Annotated in this window: 11 protein-coding genes and 1 pseudogene; 6 read left to right on the top strand and 6 right to left on the bottom strand. The window is 36.6% G+C overall.

What is annotated here, in order from left to right; genetic code table 11:
• The first annotated feature begins 88 nt into the window (after positions 1 to 88).
• Positions 89 to 2,873: pseudogene (gene mutS / locus SOI85_RS06770) on the top strand (DNA mismatch repair protein MutS).
• Between the two features lie 32 nt (positions 2,874 to 2,905).
• On the opposite strand, the gene SOI85_RS06765 reads toward mutS, so the two are convergent.
• Entirely contained in the window at positions 2,906 to 3,538 is a 633-nt protein-coding gene (locus SOI85_RS06765) for a precorrin-8X methylmutase (protein ID WP_320663648.1), read from the bottom strand.
• A gap of 57 nt (positions 3,539 to 3,595) precedes the next feature.
• Between SOI85_RS06765 and holA the strand changes: the two genes are divergently transcribed.
• Both holA and SOI85_RS06755 read left to right on the top strand, forming a co-directional pair.
• Entirely contained in the window at positions 3,596 to 4,603 is a 1,008-nt protein-coding gene (gene holA / locus SOI85_RS06760; protein WP_320663647.1) for a DNA polymerase III subunit delta, read from the top strand.
• Positions 4,604 to 4,653: 50 nt separating this feature from the next.
• A complete protein-coding gene (locus SOI85_RS06755; protein WP_320663646.1) occupies positions 4,654 to 6,414 on the top strand; it encodes an aspartate kinase in 1,761 nt (586 codons plus the stop codon).
• 1 nt (position 6,415) lies between these two features.
• Here the strand turns inward: SOI85_RS06755 and uvrB are convergent, their stop codons facing one another.
• Entirely contained in the window at positions 6,416 to 8,452 is a 2,037-nt protein-coding gene (gene uvrB, locus SOI85_RS06750; RefSeq protein ID WP_320663645.1) for an excinuclease ABC subunit UvrB, read from the bottom strand.
• An 80-nt stretch (positions 8,453 to 8,532) separates the two neighbouring features.
• Positions 8,533 to 9,303: a DUF561 domain-containing protein gene (locus tag SOI85_RS06745; protein ID WP_320665149.1), complete on the bottom strand. Its 771-nt coding sequence runs from the start codon at positions 9,301 to 9,303 to the stop codon at positions 8,533 to 8,535.
• Between the two features lie 86 nt (positions 9,304 to 9,389).
• Between SOI85_RS06745 and tilS the strand changes: the two genes are divergently transcribed.
• Positions 9,390 to 10,403, top strand: a complete 1,014-nt coding sequence (gene tilS / locus SOI85_RS06740) for a tRNA lysidine(34) synthetase TilS (RefSeq protein ID WP_320663644.1) — start codon at positions 9,390 to 9,392, stop codon at positions 10,401 to 10,403.
• 5 nt (positions 10,404 to 10,408) lie between these two features.
• On the opposite strand, the gene SOI85_RS06735 is transcribed toward tilS, so the two are convergent.
• From SOI85_RS06735 to SOI85_RS06725, 3 genes are all read right to left on the bottom strand, one after another.
• Positions 10,409 to 12,397, bottom strand: coding sequence for a ribonuclease J (locus SOI85_RS06735; RefSeq protein ID WP_320663643.1), 1,989 nt, complete (start codon positions 12,395 to 12,397; stop codon positions 10,409 to 10,411).
• Between the two features lie 90 nt (positions 12,398 to 12,487).
• Positions 12,488 to 13,390, bottom strand: coding sequence for a 4-hydroxy-tetrahydrodipicolinate synthase (dapA, locus tag SOI85_RS06730; protein WP_320663642.1), 903 nt, complete (start codon positions 13,388 to 13,390; stop codon positions 12,488 to 12,490).
• Positions 13,387 to 14,418, bottom strand: a complete 1,032-nt coding sequence (locus SOI85_RS06725) for an aspartate-semialdehyde dehydrogenase (protein WP_320663641.1) — start codon at positions 14,416 to 14,418, stop codon at positions 13,387 to 13,389. Before SOI85_RS06725 ends, dapA begins: the two co-directional genes overlap by 4 nt.
• A gap of 164 nt (positions 14,419 to 14,582) precedes the next feature.
• Here SOI85_RS06725 and tig point away from each other — a divergent pair, with 164 nt between their 5' ends.
• Positions 14,583 to 15,992, top strand: coding sequence for a trigger factor (gene tig / locus SOI85_RS06720; protein ID WP_320663640.1), 1,410 nt, complete (start codon positions 14,583 to 14,585; stop codon positions 15,990 to 15,992).
• Between the two features lie 36 nt (positions 15,993 to 16,028).
• Positions 16,029 to 16,679: an ATP-dependent Clp endopeptidase proteolytic subunit ClpP gene (gene clpP, locus SOI85_RS06715; RefSeq protein WP_320663639.1), complete on the top strand. Its 651-nt coding sequence runs from the start codon at positions 16,029 to 16,031 to the stop codon at positions 16,677 to 16,679.
• Positions 16,680 to 16,719: the final 40 nt, after the last annotated feature.

Here is a 16,719-nt window from a genome sequence, read left to right as displayed (position 1 = left end):
AAGGTCTTACAGAGTTGTCGCGAGGCTTCACATGCAAAACCAAAAATTCCCCTTACTATGCCAACAATCATTTGGCAGAAAAAAAACAATGGCTGCCGAAGAAACATTACAAGGCAGCTTGTTTACAGGGCCTGAAGATAGTGAGATAAAGCAAAAAAGTGCTATTAGCAAGCAAACTAATAATGATGATTACCTTTCAGATGATGAATTAGCTTCTGATTCAAAAGCACGCCCTCGTTCACGAAAAAATCTTGATTCTTATACAAAATCGGCGCTGGATGATTCTAAGGAGAGTATTTCTGCAATAAGCAATGATCTCCCTCCCTGGTCTCATCACAGTCAGGTCAATATCGATGAATTGACTCCAGTGCTAAAGCACTATGTAGAACTTAAAATTAAAAATCCAGACAGAGTTTTGCTTTATAGACTTGGTGATTTTTTTGAATGTTTTTTTGAAGATGCAATTAAGCTCTCTCAATTATTAGAATTAACTCTTACTGGAAAAGAAGGCGGTAAAGCGATAGGTCGAGTACCTATGGCAGGAGTACCGCATCATGCTGTCGAACGATATTGCGGAGAATTAGTTCAAAGAGGAATATCTATTGCGCTTTGTGATCAATTAGAAACTACTCCCAGCAAAGGAGGAGCTCTTCTTAAAAGAGGTATTACCCGAATTATTACTCCAGGAACAATTATTGAAGAAGGAATGCTTGAAGCAAGAAAAAATAATTGGTTAGGAGCAATATTAATTGAAAAAAATACAAACAATCAACTAATTAATTGGGGACTTGCAACTGCAGATGTAAGTACTGGCGAGTTTTTTGTAAGACAAGGTAAAGGTAGCAATAGTCTCTATCAAGAATTAATGAAAAGTGAAACCTCAGAACTTATCTGGGGAGACCAAAACACCTCAGACTCAAACTCTTGGTGTCCTTCAAATCTCCACTTAACGAAAGTAGAAATTACACCTTTTAGTTTCATAGAGGCTGAGGCTTCTTTAAAAAAGCATTACAACTTAAGTACCACCCATGGAATTGGGTTAAAAGAGTTTTCCATTGGCTTTAAGAGCAGCCGGTGGACTAATCAACTATTTACGAGAAACAAAACCTTCTGATGAATTATTAGATGGGAACAAATCAAAAATCCCTTTAGAGTTACCACAGCTTATTTGCTCAGAAGAAATACTTTTAATTGATTCACAAACCAGAAAAAATCTCGAAATTACAATTACTCAAAAAGATGGTCAATTCCAAGGATCACTTTTATGGGCAATTGATAGAACACTAACTGCGATGGGAGGAAGATGCCTTCGCAGATGGTTAGAGGCTCCCCTTGTATCAGTTAAATCGATATTGGAACGACAAGAAGTCGTAAGCATGCTTGTTAATGAAAGTTCCCTAAGAGTTAAACTTCGTCGCTTATTGAGAGCAATGGGAGATCTCGAACGCTTAGCTGGGCGAGCTGGGGCGGGACAAGCGAGTGGTCGTGATTTAGTGGCTATTGCAGATGGATTAGAAAGGTTACCTCGTTTAGCTTCATGCTTGAAAGGGCTACCCCGGAAATCTCCAAAATGGTTATTACCCCTTAAAGACATTGATCTTAATCTTATAAAACTAGCGGAAAAAATTAACCATCAACTAATTAACAACCCCCCTTTAAGCTTAACTGAAGGTGGACTCATTCATGATGGAGTTGATCCGCTTCTTGATGGTTTAAGAAATCAAATAGATGATCAAGAAAACTGGCTTAAAAGCCAAGAAAAAAATGAAAAAAAAGATAGTGGTATTAATAACTTAAAACTCCAATATCATAGAACATTTGGATACTTTTTTTCAGTTAGCAAATCAAAAGCAAAGAATGTTCCTCAACATTGGATTAGAAGACAAACATTAGCAAATGAAGAAAGATTTATCACGCCAGATCTCAAAGCTAGAGAAGGAAAGATATTTCAAATAAAATCAAGATCTTCGCAAAGAGAGTATGAACTTTTTTGTAATCTTAGGTCAATTGTAGGTGAAAGTGCACAAGAGATTCGTAAATCTGCAAAGGCAATTGCAGGCTTAGATGCACTAATCAGTCTGGCAGAGATTGCTGCAACAAATTCATATTGCAAACCAATAGTTACAAGCAACTGCAGCGATGGTGTTTCAAATACGATGAATATAACGAAATGTCGACATCCAGTTGTAGAGCAAATGCTTGTTGAAAAGGAGTTTAAATCTAATGATATTAATATTGGAAATAATTTTAATCTGATAATACTTACTGGACCTAATGCTAGTGGAAAAAGTTGCTATCTAAGACAAATAGGTATAGTTCAATTGTTAGCTCAAATAGGAAGCTGGGTTCCTGCTCAAAAAGCATCAATGACAACTGTAGATAGAATCTTTACCCGCGTTGGTGCAGTAGATGATCTAGCTGCTGGGCAATCTACATTTATAGTAGAGATGGCAGAAACAGCCTTTATTCTTAATCAAGCAACAAAAAACTCTCTTGTTCTTCTAGATGAAATAGGACGTGGTACTTCAACATTCGATGGCTTATCTATAGCCTGGTCAGTAAGTGAATATTTAGCTGATGTAATTAAAAGCAGAACAATATTTGCTACACATTATCATGAATTAAACTCACTATCTAAAAACCTAAGTAATGTAGTAAACTATCAAGTATTAGTTAAAGAAACTGGAGAAGATCTTTGTTTCTTGCATGAAATAATCCCTGGAGGTTCTAATAAAAGTTATGGAATAGAAGCAGCTCGACTAGCAGGTGTACCAAAACATGTAATTGAAAGAGCAAAAAATATTTTAAATCAACTTCAAAGTAATAATTCGACAAAACAAAATAAAAATATCAACATCTCAAATAGGAAATAATATTAGAATGAAATTAAATAATTTCATTCTAATTAATGAGATAAGATCGCTGCCCTTAATAAAGCATTAACAGTTGCACCTGCTATTGCAGCACCTCCACGATTTCCTTCTAAAAGAATTTGTGGACAATCATAGGTAAGCAACCGATTTTTACTTTGAGTAACTCCAACAAACCCAACTGGCATTCCTATAATCAAACTTGGGGCATTCAAACCTAAGTCAATTAAATCCAATAAAGAGTCCAATCCAGTAGGTGCGCTTCCTATAATTACAATTGGTGATTGACTATTTGTAAATTTGCGCGAAAGCTCAATCCAAGCATTCTTCATACCTATTCCTATTCTTGTTTGGTTACCTTCAACCGAACTTGGGGCCCAATCCAAAACAGAGTTAACTTGGGAACATAATGTTCTTGAGGCCATAGGAGTTATAGCAGCCATAGCCATTGCAGTATCAGTAAGAATTGGAGCTCCTGATTTCAATGCAGAGATGCCAATTTGACACGCATCTGGACTAAATTTCAACAAATGCTGAATAGCAAAATCACCAGTTGTATGAATTAGTCTTTCCAACACTTGTTGCTCTAAATCATTTAATCCAGTAAATCCAAGCTGAGATTGAATAATTTTCAAACTTTTCTTAAAAATGGGGTGATCACTTTGCATCAATCTTTTATAAAGTAATTAATGAATAATGAAAATAATGAAATCATTTCATAGTCAATGCCAATACATCTAATTTGGGGAGATGATTCGGGCTCGCGAACCAGAGCTATAGAAAAACTTATTACAAATATTGTTGACCCTGCTTGGCATACAATGAATATAAGCAGGTTAAATGGCAACGATATTGAACAAGCCAATAAAGCGCTGGAAGATGCAAGAGTGCCACCATTTGGGAATGGTTGCAGAGTAGTGTTAGTACAAAAAAGTCCTTTTTGTAATGGATGCCAAACTGAACTTGCTCAGAAATTTGAAGAAGTAATAAATGTAATTCCTGAGAGCACACATCTTCTTTTAATACATGATCTGAAACCAGATGGCAGATTAAAAACAACAAAAATTTTAAAAAAGCTAATTCAATCAAATAAAGCTCATGAAAAGAGCTTCAATCTTCCAGCTATATGGGATTCAGAAGGTCAAAAGCAATTAGTAAGAATTACAGCCAAAGACTTAGGCATGAAGATTGAAGAAGAGGCTATTATTTCCCTAGTAGAAGCAATTGGAAATGATAGCTCTAGGTTGATTTCAGAATTAGAAAAGATCTCATTATTACAAGAATCAAAAGAAAAAGGAATTAGAAAAGAAAAAAACAATAAAATTAGTTTAGAAACTGTTAATGAATCTATAGAAGGGATAACTACAAACTCTTTCCAAGTAGGAGAATCCCTTTTAAAACAAAACGTTGGTGAAGCGCTTATACGAATTAATGCCTTACTAATTTCAGGAGAACCAGCCCTAAGATTACTTGCTTCATTAACCACACAAATTAGAGGCTGGCTTTGGGTAAGCCTCCTAGAGAAGAATAATCATAAAGATGTTGCTTTTATTGCAAAAACAGCCGGTATAGCTAATCCAAAACGTATTTATGTAATAAGAAAACAAATACAAGGAAAAGAATCCGGTTTATTCCTAAACCTACTAAATTGCTTATTAGAGATTGAAATTAGTCTTAAAAAAGGTAGTAAGCCTTTCCAGGCTTTCCAAGATGGTCTCCTAACAAAGTTTTGATTTTTTTTAGCAAAAACTGAAATAATCAATCTATACATTCAAAACAATAAATGGGATTACTGGTTCAAAAATTTGGAGGGACTTCAGTTGGAACCGTAGACAGAATTAAATCTGTTGCAGCAAAAATTGCGACCAGTAAAGAATCTGGAGATGAACTGGTAATTGTTGTTTCTGCGATGGGCAAAACAACAGATGAATTAAGCGCTCTGGCAAAAGAAATAAATATGAACCCGCCTAAAAGAGAAATGGACATGTTACTTGCAACAGGCGAGCAAGTAACTATTGCATTATTGTCAATAGCTCTAAATAAACTAGGAATCCCTTCAGTCTCAATGACTGGGAGTCAAGTTGGAATCATTACTGAGTCATCTCATGGCAGAGCAAGAATCTTAGAAATTCGTACAGAGCGCATCAAAACTCTTATTAATCAAGGTTATGTAGTTGTTGTAGCTGGCTTTCAAGGGACGAGTCTTGGAAGTGGAGGGACCGCTGAAATCACAACTTTAGGCAGGGGGGGGTCTGATACATCTGCAGTAGCCTTAGCAGCCGCCTTAAACGCTAGTGCTTGTGAAATTTATACAGATGTTCCAGGGGTATTAACAAGTGATCCCCGAAATGTGCCTAATGCGCAATTGATGTCAAATATCACCTGTAATGAAATGCTGGAATTAGCAAGTCTTGGAGCTGCTGTATTACATCCAAGAGCAGTTGAAATCGCAAGAAATTATGGGGTAAAACTTTTAGTTCGCTCTAGTTGGGATAATCTTCCTGGAACAGTATTAACTAGTCAAAGTAATCGTTCCGCAAATCAAAAAGGGCTGGAACACAGTCGCCCTGTTGATGGGCTGGAATTAATGGAAGATCAATCTGTCATTGGTCTATCTCATATACCTGATCAACCAGGTGTTGCTGCAAATTTATTTGAAAAACTTTCAGACGGAGGGGTAAATGTAGATTTAATAATACAAGCTATACGCGAAGAAAACAGTAATGACATTACATTTACTGTCGGTAATGATCAATGCGAAAAGGCAAAAAAACAATGTGATTACTTCATCAAATCTTTAGGAGGTAACCTTACAAGTCAAAACAATATGGCCAAGCTAAGTATTAGTGGAGCAGGCATAATGGGCAGACCAGGGATAGCCGCAACCTTCTTTGAAACATTGGCTAAATCAGGTATAAATATACGTTTAATTGCAACTAGTGAAGTCAAAGTGAGTTGTGTTATTGATGCAGAGCTTGGGAAAAAAGCCTTACGCGCTGTAAGCGAATGTTTTGAACTATCTGATAAACAAATTAACGTGAATCCTATTAATAAGTCTAATGATGAGCCTGAAGTTAGAGGGGTTGCACTAGATCTTGATCAAGCACAAGTAAGCGTAACTAAAGTGCCAGATCAGCCAGGTACTACTGCAGCAATTTGCTCCGCATTAGCTGATGGAGGGATTACTTTAGATACAATTGTCCAATCAGAACGAAAGCAAAAAGATGGGAGCAAAGACTTAAGTTTTACCCTGAAGAAACATGATCGTTATGCAGCTGAGAATGCATTATCTCCCTTATTAAGTAAATGGCTAAAAGCGGAATTTAAAGAAGGTCCAGCAATTGCAAGAGTCAGTGCTGTTGGTGCAGGAATGCCAAATACAGTGGGTACTGCAGGAAAAATGTTTAGAGCAATAGCAAAGAAAGGTGTAAACATTGAAATGATCGCAACTAGTGAGATCAGGACTACTTGTGTAGTTAAAGAGGCAGACGGAATAAAAGCCTTAAATGCTGTTCATGAATTCTTTAAGTTAGGAGAAAAATAAATTATTTTCCTACCAACTTATGGCGGAGTTTCTTGATTCGATCTCTCAAAGCTGCAGCTTGTTCAAAATTTAAATCTTCAGCAGCAGATTTCATTTTGCTTTCTAGTTGGTTAATTAAATTTGGTAATTCTTCTAATGAAATCTCTACATCCTTCTTTGTTAATATTTTATCTACAGCATCAGTAGCAATATCGATGAAATCTTTGGATGAATTTTGGTTTTGTAGGCGTCTAGTTAGTTCAAGAAAACTAAGAATAGAATTATTAGCTTTTTTACCTGCCTGTTTAGGAATTATACCATTAACTTCATTATACTTTTCCTGGATTATACGACGTCTATTTGTTTCATCGATGGCTAGAGACATAGAGTCAGTCATATTATCTGCATACATAATCGCCAAACCATCTACATGCCTTGCAGCTCGTCCAATTGTTTGAATTAATGACCTTTTAGCCCTAAGAAAACCTTCTTTATCTGCATCTAAAATAATTACCAATGAAACTTCCGGAAGATCTAACCCTTCTCTTAAAAGATTTACACCTACCAAAACATCATATTCGCCATTACGTAAATCTTGTATTATCTCTATTCTCTCAATAGAATGTATCTCAGAGTGAAGATAACGAACTCTCACACTATTTTCAGATAAGTAATCAGTTAAATCCTCAGCCATACGTTTTGTTAAAGTCGTAATAAGTACTCTTTGATTTTTAACAACTCTTTTATTAACTTCTAGAAGTAAATTATCAATTTGTCCTTCTGTAGGTCTAACTTCGACTAATGGATCTAATACACCTGTAGGTCTAATAACTTGTTCAACTATATTATCTTTACTTTGATCTAATTCCCAATCTCCCGGTGTAGCACTAATAAATAATGTTTGAATTGCTTTTTCCCAAAATTCCTGACTCTTTAAAGGTCGATTATCAGCAGCACTTGGCAACCTAAATCCATGCTCAATCAATACTTTTTTTCTAGATTGATCTCCATTATACATTGCACGAAGTTGAGGGCACGTGACATGACTTTCATCTACTATTAACAACCAATTATCAGGAAAGTAGTCAATTAAACACTCTGGGGGAGTACCTTCAGACCTTCCCGATAAATGACGAGCATAATTTTCTACACCATTACAATAACCTACTTCCTGAAGCATTTCTAAATCATATTTAGTTCGTTGTTCTAATCTTTGTGCCTCTAGTAATTTTCCTTCCTCTTGAAAACAATCTAAACGCTCCTTTAATTCATTTCGGATATCTTTTATAGCAAGTTTTAATCTATCTTTAGGTGTAACAAAATGCTTCGCTGGATATATATTGACTGTCTGAAGATTCTCAATTATTTCTCCAGTAATTGGATCAATATATTTAATTGCTTCTATTTCTTCTCCAAATAACTCTATTCTTACAAGTCGATCATCATAAGCTGGTCCAATTTCTAATACATCTCCCTTAATCCTAAATCTTCCTCTAGTAAGTTCAATATCATTTCTAGTATATTGATTATTTACTAAATGCCTAAGAGAAGATCTTATGTCTATTTCTTCTCCTACTTTAAAATTTATAGATGCCTTAAGATATTCACTAGGTATTCCTAACCCATAAATACAACTAATTGATGCAACAACTATTACATCTTTCCTTTCAAATAAAGACCTAGTTGCTGAATGACGAAGCATATCTATTTCTTCATTAATAGAAGATGTCTTAGCAATATAAGTATCACTAACAGGAACATAAGCTTCGGGTTGATAGTAATCGTAATATGAAATAAAGTATTCAACTGCATTATCAGGAAAGAACTCTCTTAATTCATTACAAAGTTGAGCTGCAAGAGTTTTGTTATGAGCTAAAACAAGTGCGGGCCTTCCTGTCTGTTCAATTACATTTGCAATAGTAAATGTTTTACCAGTACCTGTCGCTCCTAATAAAGTCTGAAAGTTTTTTCTATCATTTAATCCTTTAACTAATTGTCGAATAGCCTTTGGCTGATCTCCTTTAGGAGTATAGGGTGATTGAAGATTATAAATAGACATTTAATATATATAAATATGGTAATTACGATCTTTTATTATTTTTAATCAGAAGAATATCTTTCATGTTTAATTGATTAGAATTATTTAACTAAACTTCTTGAAGAATTAGTTGCTTCTCTTAAAGATTTAATAGCTGCTATCATTTCAATTTCAGTCTTTAATTTATTTACTGCCGATCCAACTCCTACTCCTGATGCACCAGTAGCAAATGCCATAGGAATAGTTACTGTTGACAGACCAGATGCGCAAAGAATAGGGATATTGAAATTTGATTTATCTATCGTTTCAGAAAGCACATGAGCAGCAGCCAATGTAGGGGCAGCTTTTTCAATTAAACCTAGTGTCCCTGCACTATGGGGCTTCGCAGATGTACCACCCTCAGTTTGAATTATATCTGCACCTATATCCGCTAAATCCAATGCCAATTGTGATTGCTTGTCTAAAGGCAAGGTATGAGGAACTGTTACAGACAAAGGAATATCAGGTAAAAGCTTTCTTGTTTGATTCGTTAAAGCCAGGATTTCATCAGAGCTAAAGAAACGACCTTTTAGATAAAAAGAATCAAAATTACCAATTTCTATAATTAATGCACCTGCTTCAACAGCCGGTGGGAAAAGCTCAGGGTCTATGGCACTAACACAAATTGGTAAGCTCGAGTGTTGAATAGCTAAATCAATTATTTCAGGATGACATGCAACGTCTAACAAATCAGCACCTCCAATTCCCGCTGCTTTTGCAACACAAGCAACTGAGGATTTATCAAAATTATTTAAACCCGTAATGACCTTTAGCAATGACCTACTCGAAAAACTGTTTTGGAGAGAAGCTGGCAAATGATTAATACGCGTCATCACAACATCAAATGGATAATCTGATTTTGGCATTCTTCAGGGCGAAAAACTAACAAAATGGAATAAGGGTGATTAACCCCATAAGAATGTCTCGATACCAAAAAATTCAAATGCCATGGACAACATGGCATCATCGCCTTCACAACAAACTTGAAAAAGACATAGATCTTCTTCCTAAAGGTTCCTGTCTTCTTCTTTCAGTATCTGGAGGACAAGACTCAATGGTCCTTGTGAAGTTATTACTTGACTTGCAAAGACTTCATAAATGGGAATTAAATGTATGGCATGGCGACCATGGATGGCACCAGGAATCATCATCTATCGCAAAAGAATTAAAAGATTGGTGCGAAAAAGAAAAGCTGCCTTTTTTTTGTGATCGTGCCACAGCAAAAGCAACTAAAACGGAAAATGCAGCACGTGAATGGAGATATGAAAATCTTACTAAGCGAGCATTAATGATCTCTGAAGATCCTACAAAAAAATGTTGTTTACACGTTCTAACCGGTCATACTGCAAGTGATAGAGCCGAAACTTTAATTTTAAATATTGCTAGAGGAAGTGATTTATTAGGATTGACCAGCCTGAGAGAGAAAAGAGTTTTACAAAAAGATATTCAATTAGTTCGACCTTTATTAAATTTCAATAGATCTGAAACGATAAAAATTTGTGAACAGCTCGATTTACCAATATGGGTAGATCCATCAAATTCAAACTTAAATTTTCGTCGTAATAAAATTCGTTATGAAATTCTGCCAATTCTTGAGGAGCTCTATACAGGTTGCTCAACAAGAATTGCGGCCTTGGCTGAACGATTATCTAACTATCATGCAACGCAAAGTAGTTTGGCATTACTAGCTTTAAAGACTATTCGACATCCAAAGGGATTATGTAGACAGGAACTAATCGCAATCCCTCATTACTCAAGGCAAACCCTTATTGCTTTATGGCTATCAGAACATCAAGTTCCAGGTTTATCTTCAAATCTCTTAGAAGAAATTGCTAATAAAACTAGTAGGAGTAAGCCTCCTGGTTCTATAAACCTAAAAACAGGATGGAAAATTGGCTGGACTAGAGAATACCTATATCTTTCTAAGAGTTAATTTAATTATGAAGTAACTGCTGAACGTCTTCTCCTTGTTCTTCCTTGAGGTCCATCAGTCTTACTCTCTTCTTTTACTGATACTTCAGATGGATTTGATTCTGAAGAACTTTGAGTTGAAGTATCTAATCTCTTAGGAGAAGAACCACTCTTTTGAGAGTTCATTTGGACTTTAGATTGGGCTGAATTATTCACTGGCAAGTCCTTATCTTCAAGAGCTGGCTTATAAGCACGAGTTCCCGCAGGGGCAGGCTGAACTAGGCATAAAATCAAAGGTTCTACTTGTAGTTCTCTTCTCATTCTTCTTCCTAATCCTGATTCAATTTCTCTCTGTAATCCAATCCAATCAACTTCCACTGATTTACCTTCGCTTTGAATGGTTAATTGCTTCCATCGATTCTCAAGTACCCAAGCAATTTCTCTTTCAGTCCATAAAGACATGGTTTTAGCATCTAAATTAGTAATAATTCCACGAAGATTAACTCTAGGAGGAGCAACCATTACTCCGTCTGTGCTAACTGCCGCCAGGACAGTAGCTAAGCCTTCTTCTGCAAGTTTTTGACGCTCATTCAACACTTTGTCATCAACAATGCCAGTTCTTGATCCATCAAGTAACTCAACGCCTGATTTGACAGGTTGAGCCTGAATTAAAGACTCTGGTCGCAATTCAGCAACATCCCCATTTTGCATAACATGTACATTTTCTGGAGGTACACCCATAGACACTGCTGTTTTACCATGTAGCACTTGCATTCTGTATTCACCATGTACAGGGATGAAAAACTTAGGTTTTATTAAACCAAGCATCCACTTTTGGTCTTCCTGGCAACCATGACCTGAAACATGTATGCCATGCTCCTTGCCGTAAATAACCTTTGCTCCGAGACGAATTAATCTATCAATTGTATGACTAACTGAAATAGTATTTCCAGGAATAGGGCTAGCAGAGAAAATAACAGTATCGGTTGTTTTTAATTGAACGTGTTGATGTTCCCCTCTGGAAATCCTACTTAAAGCTGCCATATGTTCACCCTGGCTACCTGTCATTAAGAGTAAAGTTTCGCGATCTGGTAAATCTCTGATATGCCTAATAGGAAAGAACAAATCATCAGGACAACGCATATAGCCCAACTCTCTACATTTACCTACAACATTCAACATTGAACGTCCTAATAATCCAACTTTGCGTCCATTCTTCATTGCAAGCTCGATAATCATTGCCACCCGATGAGTAGAACTTGCAAAGGTTGTAAGCATTACTCTTCCTTGAGCTGTGGCTATATAACGGTCGAGATTAGGGAATACGGAATACTCCGAGGGTGTGAATCCCGAAACCTCTGAATTTGTAGAATCAGACAGCAGACAAAGAACTCCTTTATCTCCGTAATAAGCCATTCTAGATAGATCACTTGGCTCCCCATCAGGAGGAGTATGGTCAAATTTAAAGTCACCGGTGAAGAAAACTACTCCGACAGGTGTAGTAATTGCGAAAGAAAAGCTATCAGAAATGGAATGTGTATTTCTTATAAATTCAACGGAAAAATGCTGGCCAACTTTTACAACATCTCGTGGGCCCATAGTCTGAATTGTAGATCTATCGGCAACTCCAGCTTCTTCCATTTTTCCTTTTAACATTGCCATTGCCAAAGGAGGGCCATAAATAATTGGAATATTGAAATTTTTTAAATGATGAGAAATACCGCCAATATGATCTTCATGACCATGAGTCACAACCATTCCCCTAATTCGTTTTTGATTTTCACGTAAATAAGTGGTATCAGGCATGACAACATTGACACCATGCATTCCATCAGTAGGGAAAGCTAAACCAGCGTCAACAATCATAATGTCATCGCCATACTCAAAAACACATGTGTTCTTTCCAATTTCACCTAAACCACCCAGTGGAATAATTCTTAAACAAGGGTCTTTTGATTTGCGAATTCCATTTGATTGAACTGATGAAGTATTTGAATTGATTGAACTAGAAGTCATGAGGGAAAAAGTATAAAAGAAACAAACTTGGTGTGTTAAAAACCGATCAGGCAGTCAAGACAACTTTAGAAGAACTTGAAAAAATAGATTTCAAGGCAAAGCTTCAAGAATGTGGAACAATTCTTCTTTCATTTCAAGGTTGAGCGGAAGTAACGGACTACGAGGAGAACCCACTTGCCAACCAGTTAATTCAAGAGCTGCTTTAACAGGGATCGGATTTGTCGTAGCAAAGAGAGCCTTAAATAGTGGCTGCAATTGCTCGTGATAACTAACTGCTAGCTTACATTGCCCACTGAGATAAGCCTCAATCATCGCTTTTATGCGACTCCCAACCAAATGACTAGCGACACTAACAACTCCGACTGCACCCACTGCAAGCATTGGTAATAAGAGGCCATCATCGCCGCTATAAACAGATAATTGAGAACCACAAAAAGTTCTTAATTGAGTAACTTCTTCTACAGATCCACTAGCAGCTTTAAAACTAACAATGTTCGAACAATCCATCAATCGTTTTACAGTGATTGGGGAAATAGAGCATCCTGTACGAGCTGGAATGTTGTAAAGCATCAAAGGCAAAGATGGAGCAGCTGAAGCAATTGAGCGAAAATGAGCTTCAAGGCCTTCTTGAGGAGGCTTGTTGTAATAAGGAGCTACGACTAAAGCACCATCTGCTCCTGCAGCCTCAGCTTCTTTAGTCGCCAATATTGCTTCAGCAGTACTATTGCTTCCAGTTCCAGCAAGGACTTTGACATCTCCGCTAACTGCTTCCCTAACAGTTCGAAGCATTAAATTCTGTTCCTTCCAACTTAACGTGGGAGATTCTCCTGTCGTGCCACAAACAACAATTCCGTCTGAACCTTGATGCACTAAATGTCTTGCAAGATTTGCAGCCTGGTCTACATCTACATCACCACTATCATTAAAGGGAGTAACCATTGCAGTTAATAACCTTCCAAATGGAACAGAAGAGTCTTGATAAGAACTAGTCATAATTTAGGAAGCAATAATTCAGCTATTTGTATTGCATTTAATGCAGCTCCTTTCCGAATTTGATCTCCACAAAGCCATAATTCAAGCGCTTTATTATTACTAATATCCTTTCTGATTCTCCCAACTGAGACTAGATCTTTGCCTGTGACATCTGTAGGCATAGGGAAACGATTATTTACGAAATCTTGAGTCACTTCAATCCCAGGGGCATCTTCTAAAATCTTAATTGACTTATTGAGATCAAAATGATCTTCAAATTCAATATTTACCGCTTCAGAATGAGCTCTTAATACAGGCACTCGAACGCAAGTAGCAGTAAAATTTAATTTTGGTAATTCTAAGATCTTTCTTGTTTCATTAATCATCTTCATCTCCTCTTCACAATATTTGTTTTCTTGGATAGGAGAATTGTGCAGGAATAAATTGAAAGCTAAGGAATTAGGTAAAACTGAGCTTTTAGGTTTTTGACCATTTAAAACCTGCTGACTCAACTCTTTAAGTTCTTCCATAGCCAATGCACCAGCTCCACTCGCGGATTGATAAGTTGAAACCACTACTCGCTTAATCGGAAATTGAGCTGCAAGAGGGCCTAAAACCAAAGACAATAAGATAGTCGTGCAATTAGGGTTTGCAATTACTCCATGATGGTCATTAACAGAATGAGGGTTAACTTCAGGAACAATTAAAGGAACATCATTCTCCATTCTAAAAGCACTGGAATTATCAATTAACAATGCACCAGCAGCCTTAATTACCTCACGCCATTCTCTAGATACAGATCCTCCTGCAGAGGCTAAAACCAAATCAACTCCTTCAAATGCATCTCTGGTTACCTCTTGAACAGTAATGGCTTTACCTTGCCAGATTTGAGTTCGGCCAGCAGAACGTGGAGAAGCCAATAAACGAATTTCCTGTATAGGGAAAAGGCGTTCGGATAATATTTGAAGCAGCTCTTGACCAACCGCACCACTTGATCCAAGTATTGCGATTTTTAAAGGGCGATCAGGAAAAATTGAATGAGGTTCCAAACTTTTTAATGAGATTCAGGACAAAATGAGTTATTGAATTGAAGCTATTGCTGTGTTTGAAGAAAGAAATTAATAAATGCAGATTTTGAAAACCTTTCAAAACACATTAGCTTTATAAAGTTGACCTGACAGTTACTTAAGGTATTTGACTTAGAGATTTAACCATGAGCTCAAACGATTTAAAAGTAAAAACCAGCGCTATCCCTGGTAGTCGCATAGCTGTAGAGCTAGAAGTTTCATCAGAACGATGCAAAAACAGCTACGAAGAAGCAGTGTCACGATTATGTCGAACAGCGAATTTGCCTGGATTTAGAAAAGGGAAAGTCCCTAGGGCTGTAATTCTTCAACAGTTTGGTGTCGCTAGAATTAAAGCATCAGCACTAGAATCTCTTTTACAAAAATCCTGGGAAAAAGCAATTGAACAAGAGTCACTAGAACCTCTTTGTGAGCCAGAATTAAAAGATGGATTTGAAACTTTATTGGATAATTTCAATCCTGATAAGGATTTGAAAATCACATTGGAGACTGATATTGCCCCTGAACCAACTCTTAAATCAACCAAAGGTCTTAAAGCTGAAGCTGAGAAAGTTATTTACGACCCAAATAAAATAGATGAATTGATTGAACAATCTAGAAAAGAACTTGCAACCTTAGTACCTGTAGAAAAAAGAGCTGCAAAAATGGGAGATGTTGCTGTTGTTAGTTTCAAAGGACATTATGAAGATGGTTCCGTTATAGAAGGTGGAAGCGCAGATTCGATGGATTTGGAATTAGAAGATGGGCGTATGATTCCTGGCTTTATTGAAGGAATTATTGGAATGAATGTTAATGAGGAAAAGATATTAAAATGTCAGTTCCCAGATGACTATCATCAAGAAGAGTCAAAGGGTAAAAAAGCGAACTTCAATTTAAATCTAAAGGATTTAAAAACTAGGGAGTTGCCTAAGCTTGATGATGAATTTGCTAAACAGACAAGTGATAAAGATAATATGAGTGAATTAAGAGCAGACCTTGAAAAAAGACTTAAAGAAGAAGCAAAGAGAGGACAAGTTAAAGCAAGGCAAGAATCTCTTCTGAATGCTCTTGTTAAAGAGCTAGTAGTAGAGATTCCAAACACTATGATTGAGATAGAAGTAAGAAACATTATTGAGCAAACTGCAAGAAATTTCTCACAGCAAGGTATTGACGTTAAATCTATTTTTACACCTGAATTAGTTGAGTCACTTATGAAATCTTCACGTCAAGAAGCAGAAGATAATCTTAGAAAAAATCTTGCTCTAAATGCACTTTCAAAAGCAGAGAATATCGAAATTAATGAAAAAGATATTGAGACAAGATTAAAAGAGTTACAAGCTACGCTATCTGAAGAAAAGAATATTGATCAATCAAAGCTTAAGCAAGTGGTCTCTGACGAACTTATGCAAGACAAGCTTTTACAATGGCTTGAGGAAAACAACACAGTCATAGAAAAAAGCCCTGAAAAAAAAGTAAAAACTAAACAAAATGAATCCAAAACCAAGGAATCAAAAGGGAAAACTCAAAAAAAAAGCAATAAAATCTCTGATAAAGGCTAAGTTTTACTAAATTAGTATTAAAGGAAATAGATTCGCGTGAACAATTCCAGAAGCCATCACCCAATCCAAAACAAATGGGAAGGCTATTACCCTAATTCCTCTCTTAATGCATTACCAACAGTAATTGAACAATCTGGAAGAGGGGATAGAGCCTTTGATATTTACTCAAGACTTCTAAGAGAGAGAATTGTTTTTTTAGGTACTGATGTAAATGACCAGGTATCTGACTCATTAGTAGCTCAAATGCTTTTTCTTGAAGCAGAAGATCCTGAAAAAGATATTCAGTTATATATCAATTCCCCTGGAGGATCAGTAACGGCAGGCTTGGCTATTTATGACACGATTCAACAAGTCGCACCTGATGTAGTGACGATCTGTTACGGACTTGCTGCAAGCATGGGTGCTTTTCTCCTATCAGGAGGAGCAAAAGGTAAAAGATTAGCTCTTCCTAATTCTCGAATAATGATTCATCAGCCGTTAGGAGGCGCTCAAGGTCAAGCTGTTGAAATCGAGATACAAGCAAAAGAAATTCTTTTTCTTAAAGAAACCCTAAATACATTGCTATCAGAGCATACTGGACAGCCAATTGAGAAAATTACCGAAGACACTGATCGTGACCACTTCCTTTCTCCTCAAGAAGCGGTTGAATACGGCCTGATAGACAAAGTGGTAACCAGTCTGAACTAGCAGGTAATTATTAAGGAATGATGACTCTCAGCCTTAATTA

Source organism: Prochlorococcus sp. MIT 1223, assembly GCF_034092465.1.
GTDB lineage: Bacteria > Cyanobacteriota > Cyanobacteriia > PCC-6307 > Cyanobiaceae > AG-402-N21.
This window is presented reverse-complemented; position numbering and strand designations above follow the sequence as displayed.

What these genes read in the sequence shown, in the direction of transcription:
- tilS (WP_320663644.1), top strand. Translation starts at nt 9,390, where the DNA reads ATGTCTCGATACCAAAAAATTCAAATGCCATGGACAACATGGCATCAT.
- SOI85_RS06755 (WP_320663646.1), top strand. Translation starts at nt 4,654, where the DNA reads ATGGGATTACTGGTTCAAAAATTTGGAGGGACTTCAGTTGGAACCGTA.
- SOI85_RS06745 (WP_320665149.1), bottom strand. Translation starts at nt 9,303, where the DNA reads ATGACGCGTATTAATCATTTGCCAGCTTCTCTCCAAAACAGTTTTTCG.
- tig (WP_320663640.1), top strand. Translation starts at nt 14,583, where the DNA reads ATGAGCTCAAACGATTTAAAAGTAAAAACCAGCGCTATCCCTGGTAGT.
- uvrB (WP_320663645.1), bottom strand. Translation starts at nt 8,452, where the DNA reads ATGTCTATTTATAATCTTCAATCACCCTATACTCCTAAAGGAGATCAG.
- holA (WP_320663647.1), top strand. Translation starts at nt 3,596, where the DNA reads ATGCCAATACATCTAATTTGGGGAGATGATTCGGGCTCGCGAACCAGA.
- SOI85_RS06765 (WP_320663648.1), bottom strand. Translation starts at nt 3,538, where the DNA reads ATGCAAAGTGATCACCCCATTTTTAAGAAAAGTTTGAAAATTATTCAA.
- SOI85_RS06735 (WP_320663643.1), bottom strand. Translation starts at nt 12,397, where the DNA reads ATGACTTCTAGTTCAATCAATTCAAATACTTCATCAGTTCAATCAAAT.
- dapA (WP_320663642.1), bottom strand. Translation starts at nt 13,390, where the DNA reads ATGACTAGTTCTTATCAAGACTCTTCTGTTCCATTTGGAAGGTTATTA.